Source organism: Sulfitobacter sp. NFXS29, from assembly GCF_040148765.1.
Lineage (GTDB): Bacteria > Pseudomonadota > Alphaproteobacteria > Rhodobacterales > Rhodobacteraceae > Sulfitobacter.
The window spans coordinates 725,785-743,171 of record NZ_JAGDED010000001.1; the positions used below are offsets into that span (position 1 = coordinate 725,785).

18 protein-coding genes are annotated in these 17,387 nt (G+C 61.8%); 12 read left to right on the top strand and 6 right to left on the bottom strand.

The genetic code is table 11. From position 1 onward, the window contains the following. Window positions 1-9 precede the first annotated feature (9 nt). From nuoN to J3456_RS03590, 4 genes are read left to right on the top strand one after another with little or no spacing between them, the layout of a single operon-like run. Window positions 10-1,455 (top strand): NADH-quinone oxidoreductase subunit NuoN, encoded by a 1,446-nt coding sequence (gene nuoN, locus J3456_RS03575; protein WP_349578928.1) that lies wholly within the window; start codon window positions 10-12, stop codon window positions 1,453-1,455. Between the two features lie 32 nt (window positions 1,456-1,487). Beyond that, entirely contained in the window at window positions 1,488-2,219 is a 732-nt protein-coding gene (locus J3456_RS03580; protein WP_349578929.1) for a biotin--[acetyl-CoA-carboxylase] ligase, read from the top strand. A 21-nt stretch (window positions 2,220-2,240) separates the two neighbouring features. After that, window positions 2,241-3,017 (top strand): type III pantothenate kinase, encoded by a 777-nt coding sequence (locus J3456_RS03585; protein ID WP_342850305.1) that lies wholly within the window; start codon window positions 2,241-2,243, stop codon window positions 3,015-3,017. A gap of 1 nt (window position 3,018) precedes the next feature. Further along, on the top strand, window positions 3,019-4,686 hold the full coding sequence (locus J3456_RS03590) for a ribonuclease J (protein WP_349578930.1): 1,668 nt from the start codon (window positions 3,019-3,021) through the stop codon (window positions 4,684-4,686). Here the strand turns inward: J3456_RS03590 and J3456_RS03595 are convergent. From J3456_RS03595 to J3456_RS03610, 4 genes are all read right to left on the bottom strand, one after another. Then, a complete protein-coding gene (locus J3456_RS03595; protein WP_300051968.1) occupies window positions 4,670-5,332 on the bottom strand; it encodes a hypothetical protein in 663 nt (220 codons plus the stop codon). The genes J3456_RS03590 and J3456_RS03595 overlap by 17 nt on opposite strands. Window positions 5,333-5,433: 101 nt before the next feature. Then, on the bottom strand, window positions 5,434-7,032 hold the full coding sequence (locus tag J3456_RS03600) for a DEAD/DEAH box helicase (protein WP_349578931.1): 1,599 nt from the start codon (window positions 7,030-7,032) through the stop codon (window positions 5,434-5,436). A gap of 150 nt (window positions 7,033-7,182) precedes the next feature. Further along, window positions 7,183-8,118, bottom strand: coding sequence for a glycosyltransferase family 2 protein (locus J3456_RS03605; RefSeq protein ID WP_349578932.1), 936 nt, complete (start codon window positions 8,116-8,118; stop codon window positions 7,183-7,185). Between the two features lie 78 nt (window positions 8,119-8,196). Beyond that, window positions 8,197-9,816 (bottom strand): peptide chain release factor 3, encoded by a 1,620-nt coding sequence (locus J3456_RS03610; protein WP_349579135.1) that lies wholly within the window; start codon window positions 9,814-9,816, stop codon window positions 8,197-8,199. A gap of 105 nt (window positions 9,817-9,921) precedes the next feature. Between J3456_RS03610 and J3456_RS03615 the strand changes: the two genes are divergently transcribed. After that, entirely contained in the window at window positions 9,922-10,305 is a 384-nt protein-coding gene (locus J3456_RS03615; RefSeq protein ID WP_349578933.1) for a SnoaL-like domain-containing protein, read from the top strand. Here J3456_RS03615 and J3456_RS03620 read toward each other — a convergent pair. Continuing rightward, window positions 10,302-11,315 carry a Hint domain-containing protein gene (locus J3456_RS03620; protein ID WP_349578934.1) on the bottom strand — a complete coding sequence of 338 codons (1,014 nt, stop codon included), beginning with the start codon at window positions 11,313-11,315 and terminating at the stop codon, window positions 10,302-10,304. The two genes, J3456_RS03615 and J3456_RS03620, sit on opposite strands and share 4 nt — an antisense overlap. A gap of 138 nt (window positions 11,316-11,453) precedes the next feature. On the opposite strand from J3456_RS03620, the gene J3456_RS03625 reads away from it, so the two are divergent. From J3456_RS03625 to J3456_RS03645, 5 genes are all read left to right on the top strand, one after another. Next, complete coding sequence (locus J3456_RS03625; RefSeq protein ID WP_349578935.1) at window positions 11,454-12,233, top strand: SDR family oxidoreductase; 780 nt, start codon at window positions 11,454-11,456, stop codon at window positions 12,231-12,233. Between the two features lie 142 nt (window positions 12,234-12,375). Next, the gene (locus J3456_RS03630; protein WP_349578936.1) at window positions 12,376-13,734 is read left to right on the top strand and encodes a sodium:proline symporter; all 1,359 of its coding nucleotides are present in this window, start codon (window positions 12,376-12,378) and stop codon (window positions 13,732-13,734) included. 42 nt (window positions 13,735-13,776) lie between these two features. Continuing rightward, window positions 13,777-14,865 carry an ABC transporter ATP-binding protein gene (locus J3456_RS03635; RefSeq protein WP_349578937.1) on the top strand — a complete coding sequence of 363 codons (1,089 nt, stop codon included), beginning with the start codon at window positions 13,777-13,779 and terminating at the stop codon, window positions 14,863-14,865. Continuing rightward, window positions 14,862-15,212 carry a Lin0512 family protein gene (locus J3456_RS03640; protein WP_349578938.1) on the top strand — a complete coding sequence of 117 codons (351 nt, stop codon included), beginning with the start codon at window positions 14,862-14,864 and terminating at the stop codon, window positions 15,210-15,212. Before J3456_RS03635 ends, J3456_RS03640 begins: the two co-directional genes overlap by 4 nt. Beyond that, window positions 15,205-15,561: a Lin0512 family protein gene (locus tag J3456_RS03645; protein WP_349578939.1), complete on the top strand. Its 357-nt coding sequence runs from the start codon at window positions 15,205-15,207 to the stop codon at window positions 15,559-15,561. The genes J3456_RS03640 and J3456_RS03645 overlap by 8 nt, the downstream gene beginning before the upstream one ends. A 67-nt stretch (window positions 15,562-15,628) precedes the next feature. On the opposite strand, the gene J3456_RS03650 is transcribed toward J3456_RS03645, so the two are convergent. Then, window positions 15,629-16,291, bottom strand: coding sequence for a helix-turn-helix transcriptional regulator (locus tag J3456_RS03650; RefSeq protein WP_349578940.1), 663 nt, complete (start codon window positions 16,289-16,291; stop codon window positions 15,629-15,631). A gap of 183 nt (window positions 16,292-16,474) precedes the next feature. Between J3456_RS03650 and J3456_RS03655 the strand changes: the two genes are divergently transcribed. Then, window positions 16,475-16,744, top strand: coding sequence for a twin-arginine translocase TatA/TatE family subunit (locus J3456_RS03655; protein WP_093926540.1), 270 nt, complete (start codon window positions 16,475-16,477; stop codon window positions 16,742-16,744). A 4-nt stretch (window positions 16,745-16,748) separates the two neighbouring features. After that, window positions 16,749-17,387 (top strand): Sec-independent protein translocase protein TatB, encoded by a 639-nt coding sequence (gene tatB / locus J3456_RS03660; RefSeq protein ID WP_349578941.1) that lies wholly within the window; start codon window positions 16,749-16,751, stop codon window positions 17,385-17,387.

The following is a 17,387-nucleotide window of genomic DNA, read 5'->3' on the forward strand; positions in this document are numbered from 1 at the left end:
ACTTGGCGCATGATTTCCGCTGATCTGAACATCATTCTGCCTGAGATTGTGCTTGCGGGGTTTGCCCTGCTTGGCCTTCTTGGCGCGGTCTATACGTCGAAAGACAAGGCCGCCGGGGTGCTCGTCTGGGTGACCGCGGTGGTGATGGTGCTGCTGGCTGCTTGGGTGGCCATGTCCGGCGACGGCACCACCAACATCGCCTTCCACGGTATGTTCATCGACGACAGCTTTGCGCGCTTTGCCAAAGTGGCGATCCTGCTCTCGGCGGCGGCTGTCTTGGTCATGTCCGAAAGCTATATGAAACTGCGCGGTTTGCTGCGGTTTGAATATCCGATGCTGGTGGCCTTGGCTGTTGTCGGCATGATGATGATGGTCAGCGCAGGCGACCTGATGGCGCTCTACATGGGGTTGGAACTGCAATCTCTGGCGCTCTATGTCGTGGCCTCGCTGCGCCGCGACTCGGTAAAATCCACTGAGGCGGGCCTCAAGTATTTCGTGCTCGGCGCGCTTAGTTCGGGGCTGCTGCTCTATGGTGCGTCGCTCGTCTATGGCTATGCCGGGACCACGCTTTTCGCGGGCATCATCACCACGGCGCAAACCGGCGGCACCTCGCTTGGGCTGCTCTTTGGTCTGGTTTTCCTGATCTCGGGCCTTGCCTTCAAAGTCTCCGCCGTGCCCTTCCACATGTGGACACCGGACGTTTATGAGGGCGCGCCGACCCCGATTGCGGCCTTCTTTGCCACGGCACCAAAAGTCGCCGCCATGGGCCTTTTCGCGCGGGTCATGCATGACGCCTTTGGCCAGATCGTCAGCGATTGGAGCCAGATCGTGGCGCTGCTGTCGGTGCTGTCGATGTTCTTCGGCTCGGTCGCCGCGATCGGTCAGACCAATATCAAACGTCTGATGGCCTTTTCGTCGATCGCCCACATGGGCTATGCGCTGATGGGCTTGGCTGCGGGCACGGCCTTTGGCGTGCAGGCGATGCTTGTCTATATGGCGATCTATGTGACGATGAACCTCGGGACCTTTGCGTTCATCTTGCTGATGCAAAAAGACGGCGCGCCGGTGACCGATATCACGCTGCTCAACATGTATGCCAAGTCCAATCCGGGCCGTGCCCTTGCGATGCTGGTGCTGCTGTTCAGCCTCGCGGGCGTGCCGCCGATGCTGGGTTTCTTCGGCAAGTTCTATGTGCTGCGCGCGGCCTATGACGCCAATATGGCATGGCTCGCGGTGGCGGGTGTGATCGCCAGTGTGATCGGTGCGTACTACTATCTGCGGATCGTTTTCTACATGTACTTTGGCGAAGAACGCTCTGACACGCTGGACCATCAGAACGGGGGCGTGCTGACCGTGGTGCTGATGGCGTCGGCGGTGATCATGATCGTCGGGATCGCGAATATGTTCGGTGTCGAGGGCATGGCCGCCTCGGCTGCGGCGTCGCTGGTGAACTGAGCGGTGCGGCGGACGATCGGCCGGATCAGCGCATGAGCCACTGGCCGGAAGGCTATGGCCGGCGCGTCTATGACACGCTCGATTCCACCCTTTCAGAGGCGGCGCGGTTACAGCAAGAGCTGACCGCGCCGACTTGGATTTTGGCGCTGGAGCAGACCGCCGCGCGGGGCCGCCGGGGCCGCAGTTGGACCACGCCGCGTGGAAATTTCGCGGCCACGCTGATGATGCCGCGCAAAGAAATGCCGGGCGTCGCCGCGCTGCGGTCCTTCGTGACATCACTGGCGCTCTTCCGCGCCTTTGTTGCGGTGACCGGGCGCGAGGATGCCTTTGCCCTAAAATGGCCGAACGATGTGCTTTTGCGGGGCGGCAAGGTGGCGGGTATCCTTCTGGAAAGCGTCGGCGATCATCTGGCCATCGGGATTGGTGTGAACCTTGCCCATGCCCCGGAGGCGAGCACGCTGGAAGCCCGCGCCCTGCCTGCGGTGACCCTCCGCGAAGCGGGGGCGAATGTGAGCGCCGAGGATTTCCTCGACGTGCTTGCGCGAGAATATGCCGGTCTCGAAGAGCAGTTCACGACCTATGGTTTCAGCACAATCCGCAGCGCATGGCTCGGCCATGCCGCGCGGCTCGGAGAGGTCATCACCGCCCGCACCATGCGCGATGAGATCACTGGCGTTTTCGAAGATGTAGACGGCGCAGGCAATCTGATCCTGCGCACCCGCGACGGCGCGGTGCCCATCACCGCAGCAGATGTGTTTTTCTAAAATCTGGGGGAGGGAGGCACCATGCTTCTGGCAATTGATTGCGGCAACACCAACACGGTTTTCTCGATCTGGGACGGGAAAGAGTTCATCGCCACTTGGCGCACCTCGACTGAATGGAAACGCACGGCGGACCAATATTACGTTTGGCTGAACACGTTGATGCGCCTGCAAAATATAGACGCTGACATCACCGATATGATCATCAGCTCCACCGTGCCGCGGGTTGTGTTCAACCTGCGCGTTCTGGCCGATCGTTATTTCAACACGCGTCCTTTCGTGGTGGGCAAACCGGGCTGCGAGCTGCCGATTGACGTGCGCGTAGATGGAGGCACGCAGGTGGGGCCGGACCGGTTGGTGAACACCGTGGCGGGTTTTGACCTTTATGGCGGCGACTTGATCGTGGTCGACTTTGGCACCGCCACCACCTTTGACGTGGTGGCCGATGATGGGGCCTATATCGGAGGCGTGATCGCACCCGGCGTGAACCTCAGCCTTGAGGCGCTGCACAATGCTGCGGCCGCGCTGCCGCATGTCGATATCTCCAAACCTCAGAATGTCATCGGCACCAATACCGTGGCCTGTATGCAGTCTGGTGTCTTTTGGGGTTATGTCGGGCTGGTTCGTGAGATATGTGAGCGCATAAGGGCGGAACGTGCGAGACCCATGCGCGTTATTGCCACGGGGGGTCTGGCACCGCTGTTTCAGCAGGCAGTCGACCTGTTCGATGATTATCAAGATGAACTCACGATGCACGGTCTGACCGTGATCCACGATTATAATAAGGACAAAGCTGAATAATATGAGCAGCGAACGATTTATCTATCTGCCCCTCGGTGGGGCGGGTGAAATTGGCATGAACGCCTATGTCTACGGCTACGGCAAACCCGGTAAAGAACGGCTGATCGTCGTCGACATCGGTGTGGCCTTTCCAGACATGGACAGCACGCCGGGCGTGGACCTGATCCTGCCCGACATCTCTTGGCTGAAGAAGCGGCGCGATCAGATCGAAGCGATCTTTATCACCCACGCCCACGAAGACCACATCGGCGCCATTGCGCATTCCTATGAGGTGCTGAAAGCGCCGATCTATGCGCGCGCCTTTACCGCCAATATCGCCCGTCGGAAGATGTCTGAACACGGCCACCCCGAAGATGCGGTCACCACGGTCAGCACATGGCCAGAGCAGATCACCGCAGGCCCGTTCAAAGTGGGCTTCTTGCCGATCTCGCATTCGATCCCCGAATCCTCGGCCATGGTCATCGACACGCCCGAGGGGCGCACGATCCACTCCGGCGACTTCAAGATCGACCGCACGCCCGGCGTCGGCGAAGCCTTCGATGACGGACTCTGGGCAGAGGTCTGCAAGGATGGCGTCAATGCGCTGATCTGCGACAGTACCAATGTCTTCTCCGCTCATCCGGGCCGCTCGGAAGCGACCGTTGGGCCAGAGATCGAAAAGCTGGTCAGCAGTGCCGAAGGCATGGTCGTCGCCACGACCTTTGCCTCCAACGTGGCGCGGGTCAAGACGCTCGCAGAGGCGGGCGCACGGGCAGGGCGGTCGATCGTTCTGCTGGGCCGTGCGATGAACCGCATGGTCGAAGCCTCGATCCAGACCGGTGTGATGACAGACTTTCCGCCTGTCATCTCTCCCGAGAATGCCCGCGCCATCCCGCGCGAGAACCTGATGCTGCTGGTCACCGGCAGCCAAGGTGAACGCCGCGCGGCCTCAGCGCAGCTGGCACGGGGTAAGTATCAGGGCATCGAGTTGAAAGAGGGCGATCTGTTCCTCTTTTCCTCGAAGACCATCCCGGGCAATGAGCGCGGCGTGATCGGCATCATCAACCAGTTCTCTGAAAAGGGTGTGGATGTGGTGGATGATTCCTCGGGGCTCTATCACGTGTCAGGCCACGCGAACCGACCGGACCTTGAGACGCTGCATGCGATCGTCAAACCGCAGGTTCTGATCCCCATGCACGGCGAGCACCGTCACCTGCGCGAGCATGTGAAGATTGCCAATGCCAAGGGCATCACCGGCGTGTTGGCCGTGAACGGTATGATGATCGACCTGTCGGGCAACAAGCCCAAGGTGGTCGAACATGTCGACACGGGCCGGATGTATCTGGACGGCTCGGTGCAGGTCGGCGCGCTGGATGGGGTGATCCGCGACCGTATCCGCATGGCGCTGAACGGTCATGCCACCGTGACCATGATTTTGGATGCGGATGATGAGCCCTTGGGCGAGCCTTGGGTTGATCTGATGGGTCTGCCGGAGACAGGTCGGTCCAATGCACCGCTTGTGGATGTGCTGGAGCAAGACCTCAGCCAATGGCTGAACCGTCAGAAAGCCGCCACCCTGCGGGATGACGACAAGCTGAACGACGGTCTGAAAAAGGTCGCACGTCAGTCGTCTTATGACGAAATCGGCAAGAAACCCGAAGTCACCGTGGTGGTCAGCCGTCTGAGCTGACCTCCTCCCCACCGCTGCACATATAGACCGCGCCGCCCACTGCGACCACGCTTACCCCCGTGGCCGCAAGGGCGGCGGGGGTCGATAGCGCGGTGGCCAGCGTCGTGCCTGTGGTCGCCAGATTGGCGCTCAGTGCAGATGCCCCTCCCGTCAAAATGAAGGCCCCGGATTTATGCGCCACGGCGCGTAGGTTGTCCGGCTGACTGATGGTGTCGACCGCGGATCGTGCGATGTTCTTGCTGATCTCGACGGTCTCTTCCTTGGTGGTGTTCACCCGTTCGCAAAAGGTCTTTTTGCAATAGCCGCGATAATTCCGCGCGCCGGGGATCAGGAAATGCCCATCCTCGGGCGTGGCGGTCAGGCAATAGCCGTCGATCTGGTCGAGCGGTACGGTGGTGGCAAGGTAGTCAAACAGCACCCCGCTGTCACAGGCGGGTGGCGCGCCCCAAAGGCTGCTCCATTTCCGCGCGGGCCAATTCATCAGTCGTTCGCGGGCGCCGACTTCCTCGGCGAAATTGGCGAAATTCTCGGCCTCTACGACAACTTCGGCGCCGTTGACCTCGGCCCGGCAGCGCTCGGCGCTGGCGGGAGCAGAGATAAGGGCGGTCAGGGCAAGGGTGAGGGCGAAGAGAGCAGGGCGCAGCATGATGGTCCTATCTGAGAGGTTTCCCCTCACATAGCACAGACGAAAAAGCCGCCAATCCCGGCAGGGATCAGCGGCGAATTCATGCCCGCGTGGGGCTGGTTTTACGTGCGCTCGCGGAAGCTCAGGCCGATAAAGTCAGGCGTGTGATCGCCCAGACCGACGACACGGTTGTCGTTGCCCCCGCGTTTGTCATTCCGGCCCCGACCACGCGAAGGCTTGTCATTGTTGCCGCCGCGCTGCGACTTGCGCCCGCCCTGCGCGCTTTCGGCGTCGCGCTCTGGGGTCACATCGGCTTTGGCATCTTTCGGCGCATCGGCCTGCGGCTGCTTGGCCTCATTGGATGTCTCGACGGGTTTGTCCGCCTGAGGTTTATCCGTCTGAGGCTTATCCGTTTGGCGCGCATCGGCCTGCGGTTGCTCAACCTGTGGCTTGTCGGCCTGTAGTTTATCGGCCTGGGGTTTGTTCGACTTGCGGCTGCGCGACCGGGTGCGCTTGGGCTTGTCATCGGTCTTGGCCGGGGCGTCAGACGCCTCTTCTGCCGGTTGGGCAGTGCCAAGCGGGTTTTCGATGCGCGGAATTTCCTTTTGCACCAGACGCTCGACGTCTTCAAAGTTCTTGTCGTCGCGGGGCTGGCAGATCATGATCGCCTTGCCGTCGCGGCCCGCACGGCCGGTGCGGCCAATACGGTGAACGTAGTCCTCGGCGTGGCTGGGCACGTCGAAGTTAAAGACATGGCTTACGCTTGGCACATCAAGGCCACGCGCGGCAACGTCTGAAGCCACCAGGAAACGCAGCTCGCCATTGCGGAAACCTTCGAGCGTCTTGGTCCGCTGGCTTTGGTCCAAATCGCCGTGGATCGGGGCGGCGTCATAGCCGTATTTCTTCAAAGACTTAGCAACGGTATCCACGTCCATTTTGCGGTTGCAGAAGATGATCGCATTGGTGCATTTCTCGCCTTCGGCGTCGATCAGCAGACGCAGCAGCTTGCGCTTCTCGGTGGCTTCACGGTCCTTGCGCGAGGCTTTGAACATGACAACGCCCTGTTCGATCGTCTCGCTCGTGGTGGCCTGACGTGCCACTTCGATCCGCTCAGGATTGCTGAGGAAAGTGTTGGTGATCCGCTCAATCTCTGGCGCCATGGTGGCCGAGAAGAACAGCGTCTGACGGGTGAAGGGCGTGAGGCCGAAGATCCGTTCGATATCGGGGATGAACCCCATGTCGAGCATCCGGTCGGCTTCGTCCACGACCATGACTTTCACGTCCGAGAGGATCAGCTTGCCCCGCTCGAAATGATCGAGCAGGCGGCCCGGTGTGGCGATCAGCACGTCGACGCCTTTGTCGATCAGCTTGTCTTGCTCCTTAAAACTCACGCCGCCGATCAACAGCGCTTTGGTGAGCTTGAGATGCTTGGAATAGGTGTCAAAGTTCTCGGCCACCTGTGCGGCCAATTCCCGCGTGGGGCAAAGCACGAGGCTGCGCGGCATCCGCGCACGAGCGCGGCCCCGGGCGAGCAGCGACAGCATCGGCAGCGTGAAGCTGGCGGTCTTGCCGGTGCCAGTCTGGGCGATGCCCAAGACGTCGCGGCCTTCGAGAGCGGGGGGAATAGCGCCCGCTTGGATGGGTGTGGGCGATTCGTAGCCAGCCTCGACAACAGCTTTGAGGACCTTGGCATTCAGGTTTAGATCGGTAAATTTTGTCATGTGCGTCCGGGTTGAGCGGACACTGACTTGGCCCGCGGCAGCAATACAAGCCGGCCCGAATGGCCCTAGGGGCGGCAAATGCCGCGGCATGTTCGAAAAAGCGCATAGCAAGTTGCGGCCCAGCCGTCAAACACTTGACCTCTCAGGCGCTTAACTTGCGAAATGGCGCGACACCTTTGCATCAAGGTCAAGATCGGCAAGGCGCAGCAAACCCTGCGCCTTTAGGGTCGCGCGCAACTCGGGGGTGTCGGCGCAGACCTCATCGAAAAAGGCACGCAATCCCGCCTCGCCCCCTTCGGCTTCGATCATGGAAAAAAGCTCATGCATCGACAGCCCACCGCGATCACGGGGCCGGTTGGGGGCGAGATCGGAACGGTAAGAGCCTTTTTCCAGCCGGTAGCGATAGGCGGCCAGCCAGTCGGGCCAGCTTTTCGCGTGCAGATGCGCCAGATCAATGCCGGGCTGCTGCTCTGGCCTCTCAATCATCGCATCATTCTGAAAAACGTTGTGTATTTGCAGGCGAACGTCGGCCATCCCGGTGCGGACAAAGACCTTTCCGGCCAAATGGCTCAGGAATCCCCCTTTGACGTATTCGCCATAGGTTGGATAAAGCTCCGACACGATCTGCGCCCGCTGCGGGCCGTTTGGAATGAAGGATTTGAAGGCTGTCGCATCGCCTGCCAAAGCCTCCATCGGGCGGATGCGGGCGATCTTTTGCGCTGCGGGCAGGGCGGCGAGCACCTGTCCCACAGGGCGCTCGGCAACAAGGAATTCATCCACATCCATATGGATCAGCCAATCCACATCATCCGCGCGGCTATAGGCGCGGGTGGCGTTCTGGCTTTGGCGGACCTGATGCTTTTGCGGGCGTTTGCCACAGAGCTTTTGCCAATAGGCATCATCGCAGGTGACGACGCGGATCTTGGGGTGGGCTTTCAAACTGTCGAAAGCCTCTGGGTTCTCAGCGTCGAGAAATAGATAGAGCCGATGCGCACCTGCCTCAAGATGGTAGGCGGCAAAGCGTCTAATCTCGTCAGCGGGGGCCAAAATTGTGGCAACCAGCCCCCATTTCGTCGTCGTCGTCATCGCGTCTCCCCAGTTGGGTCCAGAATGCCATGATTGCGCACGAAATCAAGGCTTACGACCCATACCGGAGAGGCTAATTCAGACCATCATTTCCTTGGTCGCGGTAAGTTTCACGTCCGGGTAATCGCGCTCAACCCGGTCGATGTCCCATTGCAGGCGGGTCAGGTAAACGATGTCGCCGTCGTAGTCATGGGCGATGTGCTGTTTATTGCTTTCGGTAAACTTATCAACGGCTTGTTTCGTGCCGTTCACCCAGCGAGCCGAGGTGAACTGCGACGCCTCAAACCGCACCGGCAGCCCATATTCCAACTCAATCCGGCTGGCGAGCACTTCGAACTGCAACTGCCCGACAACGCCCACGACAAAACCCGAGCCGATCGAAGGCTTGAAGACTTTCGCGGCGCCTTCTTCGGCAAATTGCATCAGCGCTTTTTCGAGGTGCTTGGCTTTCAACGGATCGCCCGCACGGACCGATTGCAGCAATTCGGGCGCGAAGGAGGGGATGCCGCTGACGCGCAGCGCTTCGCCTTGGGTCAGCGTGTCACCGATGCGCAGCTGCCCGTGGTTGGGGATGCCGATGATGTCACCGGCCCAAGCCTCTTCAGCCAACTCGCGGTCGGAGGCCAAGAACATCACCGGGTTGGAGATTGTCATCGGTTTCTTGGTGCGGACATGGGTCATTTTCATGCCCCGCTCGAAATGCCCCGAGGCGAGGCGTACAAAGGCGACCCGGTCGCGGTGTTTGGGGTCCATATTGGCCTGCACCTTGAAGACAAAGCCCGCGACCTTGGTTTCTTCGGGCAGAATCTGACGCGGCGTGGCGGCTTGGATTTGCGGCTCTGGCCCGTATTTGGCGATGCCCTCCATCAGTTCACGCACCCCGAAAGAGTTGATCGCAGAGCCGAACCAGATCGGCGTCAGCGTGCCTTCGTGCATCGCTTTGAGGTCCAAGGGCGGCAGCAATTCGCGCGCCATCTCAAGGTCTTCGCGCAGCTTTTCCAGCAGGGCGGCGGGGACGTGTTCGGCCAGCTTGGGGTCATCCAAGCCTTCGATCTTGATGCTGTCGGCAACGCGGTTCCGGTCGGCGCGGTCCATCAGTTCCAGACGGTCGCGCAGCATGTCATAGCAGCCCACGAAATCGCGGCCCACACCGATGGGCCAGCTTGCAGGCGTCACGTCGATGGCAAGGTTTTCTTGAATTTCATCAATGATCTCAAAGGTATCGCGGCTCTCGCGGTCCATCTTGTTACAGAAGGTCAGGATCGGCAGGTCGCGCATCCGGCAGACTTCAAACAGCTTCTGCGTCTGGCTTTCCACACCCTTGGCGCCATCGATCACCATCACGGCGGCATCCACCGCCGTCAGCGTGCGGTAGGTGTCTTCCGAAAAATCCGAGTGGCCGGGCGTATCAACGAGGTTGAACCGATAATTGGTGTCACCACTGTGGAAATCAAATGACATGGCAGAGGCCGAGACCGAAATGCCCCGGTCCTTTTCCATCGCCATAAAGTCCGAGCGCGTGCGCCGTGCTTCGCCCTTAGCGCGCACTTGTCCAGCCATCTGAATGGCCCCGCCGAACAGCAGGAACTTTTCAGTCAGCGTGGTCTTGCCCGCGTCAGGGTGGCTGATGATCGCAAAGGTGCGACGGCGCGCGATCTCGGCGGGCAGGGCGGGGCGGTTTTGCGGCGTGTCCAACATCCGCCCCATATAGGCTGCGCCGCGACCGGGCGCAATCTGGCCATTGCTGCGAATCGGCTCTGGGCATAGGATGAGAACATAAGTGGTACATGGGAGGGTTTTGCGATGGAACTGAAAGAGATTGCGCGAGAGTTGGTAAACGGCTGCCGGGCCGGTGCCGCCAAAGTGCGTGAGAACCTTGATAAGTTATATGCCGAGGATGCCGTTTCGGTAGAGGCCGCCGATATGGGCGGGCAGGGGCGTGAGACCCATGGGATCAAGGCCATCCACGGCAAACACGACTGGTGGGAAAACGCGATGGAAGAGCACGCGAGTGAAGTCTTTGGCCCGTTTTATTTCGGGGATGAGCAGTTCAGCGCGGTCTTTAAAGTTGATGCCACCGACAAGCAAAGCGGCGACCGCTTTCAGATGGAAGAGATCGGCGTTTACCACGTGAAGAACGGCAAAATCGTTCGGGAGGAGTTTCACTATGCCGTTGAGGCCCCCTAACGGGTCGAGGCTTTGCGCAGCAGCGCCGCCGCATCGGGACGGTTGAGCAGCGCCTCGGCCAGATCGAGCCCGGCATGGGGCAGGTCGGAATGGCCGGGGATCACCTCGCCCAAGGCCGCCGCCATTTCGGGCGGCAGGACAGAGCGGGTGCGGCTGTCGACCAGCATGGATTCGGCGGCGATCCCTTCGGCATAGATGATCTGATGACTGTCAAAGAGCAGTTGGAAGTAATCGACAAAGCCGCCGTCCTGCACCGTCACGCTGTCACCATTGACCAGATGCCGCGCCTTCACCAGCAATTCGGACCGGCCCGCGCCCATCTCATCTCTGCGTTGATAGATAAAAAGCCGGTGGTCGGGGCTGACGATCAGGTCATGTTCGTTGTTCAGCGTGCCTGCCTGAATGCGGATCGGGGCGAATTCGCCCACCGCGCGCAGGGTGCTTTGACCGATCCAGCGCAGGGTTTGAATGCCGTCGTCGCGGGTTAGAATACGGTCTCCGACGCGCAGGTTTTCGATGGGGCGCAACTCTCCGGTGCTGAGCGAGATATGGGTGCCGCGTGTGAAGGACACGCAGGCGAGTTGCCCGAATTTCTGCCGCGCGGTCTGGGTGTCGATGCCCACAATGCGATAGCCCGTCTGCGGTGTCAGCGGGCCAAGCGGCAAAAGGTACACCTCAGCCGCGTGGCCCTTGCCATCAACCTCGACCAGCAGCAGCGCCTCTTGGGTTTGCCCGTCGGGCGACATCAGGGTCAGCAGGCTATCAAGGTGAAGGTCAGCGCCGGGGGTGCCCAGGCCGGTATCCTCGGCAAGACGCAATTGTTCGCCCGGCAGGGTCAGCAACGACAGGCGCTGTGGCTCGGCTGCGCGGTCCAACTCATAGACATCATCCAACACCAATTCGGCGGCAAAACTCAGCGCATCGCCCATATTCGCCCCGTCGCTCGCGCAAAATTGCCCGGCGCGGTAGACGGCGATGTTCTGTGCGGGGGCGGTGCGGGTGCGGGACATGACGGGCCTTTGGCTTTGGGGCTTTCGCCAGCGGGATAAGGTAGAATTGTGGCCCGGATGGGTCAAGGCTCGGGTGATTTGCTGGCATTGGCCGCAGGGCGTGGTAGGCATATGCAAATGCATAGGAGGAATCGCAAAATGGATTTGGGAATCAAGGGGAAGAAGGCGCTGGTCTGTGCCTCATCCAAAGGGCTTGGCCTTGGCTGCGCCGAGGCGCTGGCGGCGGCAGGGGTGAACCTTGTGATGAACGCGCGCGGCGCAGAGGCGCTTGAGGCATCGGCGGAACGTATCCGTCAGGATTACGGCGTTGAGGTCGTTACCGTGGCGGCGGATGTGGCCACCGAGGAGGGGCAGGCGCTGGTCATCAAGGCCGCTGAGGGCTGTGACATTCTCGTCAACAACGCGGGTGGCCCGCCTCCGGGGATGTGGCATGACTGGGACCGCGAAGATTTCATCAAGGCGCTCGATGCCAATATGCTGGCCCCCATCGCGCTGATCAAAGCGCTGGTGCCCGGCATGATGGAGCGCGGCTGGGGCCGGGTCGTGAACATCACCAGCCAGTCGGTGCGCGCGCCGATTGCTGTCTTGGGGCTGAGCAACTCGGCACGTACCGGGCTTACGGGCTATGTCGCGGGCACCGCGCGTCAGGTCGCGGGCAAGGGGGTCACGATCAACAACCTTTTGCCGGGCATTCACGCGACCGACCGCGCGGATTCGCTTGATGCGGGGGTGGTCAAGCAGAAGGGCATCACGCTGGACGAGGCCCGCGCCGAGCGGCAGGCGGGCATTCCCGCAGGCCGCTATGGCACCCGTGATGAATTCGGCGCGACCTGTGCGTTCCTTTGTTCGCAGCACGCGGGCTTCATCGTGGGCCAGAACCTGCTGCTGGATGGCGGCGGCACCAATCTCACCATGTAAGCAGAGCTTGGCCGGGGCGCGCGTCCCGGCCATCGCGCTTCGCATCGGATCACATTCCTGACAGCAGCGGTTTCAGCGCTGGCGGGGGTTGAGGGCGGCGGCTAACCCTTGAGGGTTAGCTTTTCGCAAAAGGTCCGTCCGCATGCAAACCACCGTTCTTGTCTTTCTTTTCGCGGGCATAATCCTTGCCAGCCTGCTGGTAGCCCCACGCCGCGCAACGGTCGAAGGGTTCTTTGGCGGGGCCAATGCGGCGGGCCGTGCGCCGGGGCTTTGGGTGCTGGTGCTAAGCCAAGTCACCACATGGATTTTTGCCCGCAGCCTGATGAACGCCGCGATCTTGGGCTATTTCTACGGCATCGCGGGCACGCTGGCCTATGCGGCCTATTATGGCGCATTCCTGACGGGCGGTTTCATCGTGGGGCAGTTGCGCCGGGGCGGCGCGCGGTCGGTGCAAGACTGGCTGGGCGGGCACTTCGGGCGTTCGGGCACGGCGGCCTATAACCTCGTGATCGGGCTGCGGCTGCTGTCCGAGGTCTTTGCCAATCTGCTGGTCGTTGCGCTGATTTTCGAGGCCGTCTGGCCGGGGTCCGGCACGCTGGCGGTGCTGATCGTCGCGGCCTTGGGCTTTGGCTATTCGGCATGGGGCGGGCTTTCCGCCGCGCTGCGCACGGATGTGGTGCAGATGCTGGTCTTTCTTGTTGTTTTCGGCCTCGCGCTTGGCGCGCTGCTGCTGAGCCCGGGGTTCGAGCTTGGCGCGGTGCTGAGTGCGCCGGGCGTCTCGGGGCCCTACAACGGTTGGGTGCTTTTGGCGGTGGCCCTGTTGCAGGTCTTCTCCTACCCCGCCCATGACCCGGTGATGATGGACCGCGGCTTTCTGGCGGATGCGGCAACCACGCGGGCCTCTTTCCTGCACGCCTTTTGGATTTCGACGCTCTGCATCATCGGCTTTGGCTTTTTCGGCATCCAAGCCAGCCTGACCGGTGCGGCCTATGAAGGCGAATTGATCGGCACATGGGGGCAGATGTTTCCGGGCTGGATTTTCGTGGCGCTGATGCTGTCGCTGCTGGTCTCGGCGCTGTCGACGCTCGATTCCGCGCTGGCCTCGGCCGCGCGGCTGATGGTCGAAGAATGGCGCATCGCGCCGCGCAGCCTGAAGGGCGGGCGGCTGGTGATGGCGGGGTTCATGGCGCTTGGTGCGCTGTTGACGCTCTGGGGCAATGCCACGCTTTTCGATGCCGTGGCGGTCAGCGGGACCGCGTCGATGTTCCTTACCCCGGTGCTGCTGGTAGGGCTGGTGGCGGGGCGCCGCATCGCGGTCTGGAGTTACCTCGCCGCCTTTGCCGCCGCGATGCTGGGGGCGGCGGCCTATTTCGCGCGGGGCTGGGCGCCTGTGGCCTCCATTTTGCCTGAGGGGCATAAATACGAGCAATTGCTGGTGATTTGCGTGATCGTGCTGCTGGCCGGGTTCGCAGCGGTGCTTGCGGGGGCGCGGCGAGGCTGATAGCTGGGTTTCCGAGTGATTTGATCGGATACCGCAGTTTCCATGAGTGACCCCACCCCCCGACTGGAAATCCGCAATTTGCGCCGCGCCTATGGCGGGCGGCAGGTTGTCGATGACGTGTCTTTGCAGATCATGCCGGGGCAGGTGACCTGCCTGCTCGGCCCCTCGGGCTGCGGCAAATCCACCACGCTGCGCATGATCGCGGGCGTTGAGATGCAAGACAGCGGCACGATCCATGTCGATGGCAAGCTGATCTGCGACACCATGTTTCGCGTCCCGCCAGAGCGGCGCGAGATTGGGCTGATGTTTCAGGATTTCGCCCTGTTTCCGCATCTGAGCGTGGCCGACAACGTGGGCTTTGGCCTCAAGAAAGGCACCAAGGCCGAGAAGCGTGCGCGGATTGAGGAATTGCTCGAACGGGTGGACCTTCTGCGCTACATCGACGGCTATCCGCACCAGCTTTCGGGCGGGGAGCAGCAGCGCGTGGCGCTGGCCCGTGCGCTGGCGCCGCAGCCGCGCATTATGCTGATGGACGAGCCGTTTTCCGGCCTCGACAACCGTCTGCGCGACGGCATCCGCGATGAGACCCTGAGCATCCTGAAAGAAGAAGACACCGCCGTTCTGCTGGTCACCCATGAGCCGGATGAAGCGATGCGCATGGCCGATGAGATTGCGCTGATGCGCGACGGCAAGATCGTCCAGCAGGGCGCGCCCTATAACGTCTATACGCGGCCCGTCGATCGCGCCTCTGTCGCATTTTTCAGCGATGCCAATGTGCTTGAGGCCACGGTGACCGGGGCGCTGGCCGATACCGTCTTTGGCCAATTCCTGGCCCCCGGGGTGCCCGATGGCACGCCGGTAAATATTGTCTTTCGCCCGCAACACCTGCGCATCGACTTTGACCGTGCAGGCAAAGGCCCACGCCCCACGGCGACCGATGGCACACCGGCCCGCGCCGTGGTGGAACGCGCGCGCTTTATGGGGAACGAAAGCCTTGTTGAATTCGTGTTGGAAGAGGACGGATCGCGGCTCAAGGCCACGGTGCCGAATGTCTTTTTGCCGCAACCCGGTGCCGTAATGTGGCTGACCGTGCGCCGCGACCGCTGCTTTGTCTTTCCGGTGACGACATGACGCCCCTGATGGTGGAATTCGGCATGGGGTCGTCCCTGCGCCGCGCCGATTATACGCAGGCCGCGACACGCGCGGTGCAGGATGCGCTGTGGCATAACTCGATCAATCTGGCAGAGCTTTTCGGCTTCGATAGGTCCGCCATGCGGATCACCCTCGACGTGGGCGTGCAACAGCCCGATCTGGTCGATGCCGAAGCGCTGCGGGCGGTCTTTCCCTATGGCGAGGTGACGGTGAACCTGCATCACGGCGGGTTGGATGTGCCGCGCCCCGAAGGAGAGGGGAACCCGACCGTCATGGCGAATGTGGCCCTTTCCGTCGGATTCGACATGGAGCCTGCCGATGACTGAGCAGCGGATCATCATCGAAATGGGCATGGGCAACGATCTGCACGGGATGGACTATACCAAAGCCGCCGCCCGCGCGATCGAGGATGCCCTGCGCCATTCCTCTCTGCCGCTTTTCGGCGCGCTGGAGGTGACCCCGGATCAGATGCGCGTGCAGGTTACCGTGGCGGTGCAAGAGCCAGAAAAGGTAGATGTCGACGCTCTGGTGGCCAATCTGCCGCGTGGCCGGGCCGAGGTCCGTGCCGTGAAGGGTGGGCTGAACGTGCCGGCGGGGCAGGATACCATTGTGATCGCGCAGGCGAGTGTCGAGGCGTTCTTGCCACCGCAGACCGGTTGGCAACTGAAGCGCTGAGCCGGGAAGCGCCAGACTGTCCAGACCGTCCGAGCCAGCCAAGCGGGCCTGCGCCCTTGATCCCTGGCTAGGGGCGGTAGTCAGCCAGCGTTTTGCCCGGCTCGTCGACGAACAGCTCCGGCAAGGCCTCGGCGCTCTCGATCTGATTGATCGCGTAGGTAGCAAATTCCTTTTCATCTTCGCACCAGGCGGTCAGCATCCAAAACCGCCCCCAATTCTCGACCTTCAGTGGCCGAAGCACGCGGGTCTCTACCCCCGCGACCCCGATCCGCAGCTTCTGACGCGCCAGCACCGCGGCGCGCAGCAACGGCAAATGGGCAAAAACCCGTGTGGCCTTGCCCTGCGCCGTCAGCGCCTGCGACCAAGCGGCCCCCTCTGCGATGGTCTCGGTCGGCAAGACCGCGTCGAACTTGGCGGCCAATGTCTCTGCTGCGCGCTGTAAGGCGGGGTCGCCAACCTCTGCCGCGACAGCAAGGCCGAGGTTCAGCGCCTCCAACTCGGACGGAGTTAGGGTCAGCGGGGGCAGGGTGATCGCAGGGGTGATCCGATAGCCTTCGCCCCGCGTCCCGGCGATGGACAGGCCCGCCGCGCTGAGCTTGCCCATATCGCGGTAGATCGTGCGGGGGGAGACGCCAAACAGCCGCGCCAAATCCTCGGCCCGGTGCAGCCGCCCATCCCGCAGCCTGTCGATCAACCGTACAAGCCGATCTTCGGTTTTCGCTGACACCATGATGCCTCCTGATGCTCCTGACAAAAACATGTCACAAAGGGAATTGCACGCCCGAAAATCGGCAGTCCTTCGCCCGCAGCACCGCCCATCCGCCGCTTTGCCCCTTCATGGTCCTGCCGCCGCCCGCTATCACAGGCAGGACGGCGCTGCATGACTTGCGCCAAACATGATGGGAGAACAGACATGTTGAACAATATCGGACTGCCGGGCCTGCTGCTGATCGCGGTTGTCGTGCTGGTGCTTTTCGGCCGTGGCAAGATTTCCTCGCTCATGGGTGAAGTCGGCAAAGGCATCACCAGCTTCAAAAAGGGCATCAGCGAAGGCGAAGAAGAGACCAAGCGCACTGACGACATCAAACATGTCGACGAAGTGCACCATGCCGACCTGCCCGAGCATGCCGATCAGGGCACGCATCCCAAGACCGACCTGAAGGCCGACAAGGACCGGGTGTAACCCGATGTTCGATCTGGGTTGGACGGAACTTTTAGTCATCGGCGTGGTGGCCCTGATCGTGGTCGGCCCCAAAGACCTGCCCGTGCTGTTTCGGCGCGTCGGGCAATTCGTGGGCAAGGCCAAGGGCATGGCGCGTGAATTCAGTCAGGCCATGAATGACGCCGCCGACGAGAGCGGCATGCGCGAGATGTCGTCGTCGCTGAACAAGTCGCTGAAAACCGCGACCAACCCGCTGGGCAGCGCCATGGATGAGGTGAAGGACGCGACCCGCTCGCTGACCAACTTCGACCCCGAGAGCGAGACCGGCAAATTGGCGGCGCAAAAGGCCGAGGATGTGAAGAAAATCCAAGCCAGCACCGCCCGCGCCGCAGCCGAGCGCAAGCAGCGCGAAGCGGCAGAAGCCATGTCTCAGGCCGAGGCGGCAGAGGCGAAGCTTTCTGACACGGCCCCGGCCCGGGACGAGGTTGCGAAAGCTGCACCGGCGCGGCCCGTGATCGAGAAAGACGCGGCACCAGCCAAAGCGGCGCCGGTCAAAACAGCGGCCAAAGCAGCGCCGAAAAAGCCTGCTGCCAAGAAACCCGCTGCCAAAAAGCCTGCCGCCAAAAAGCCAGCGGCAGCCAAACCCGCTGCGAAAAAAGAGTAA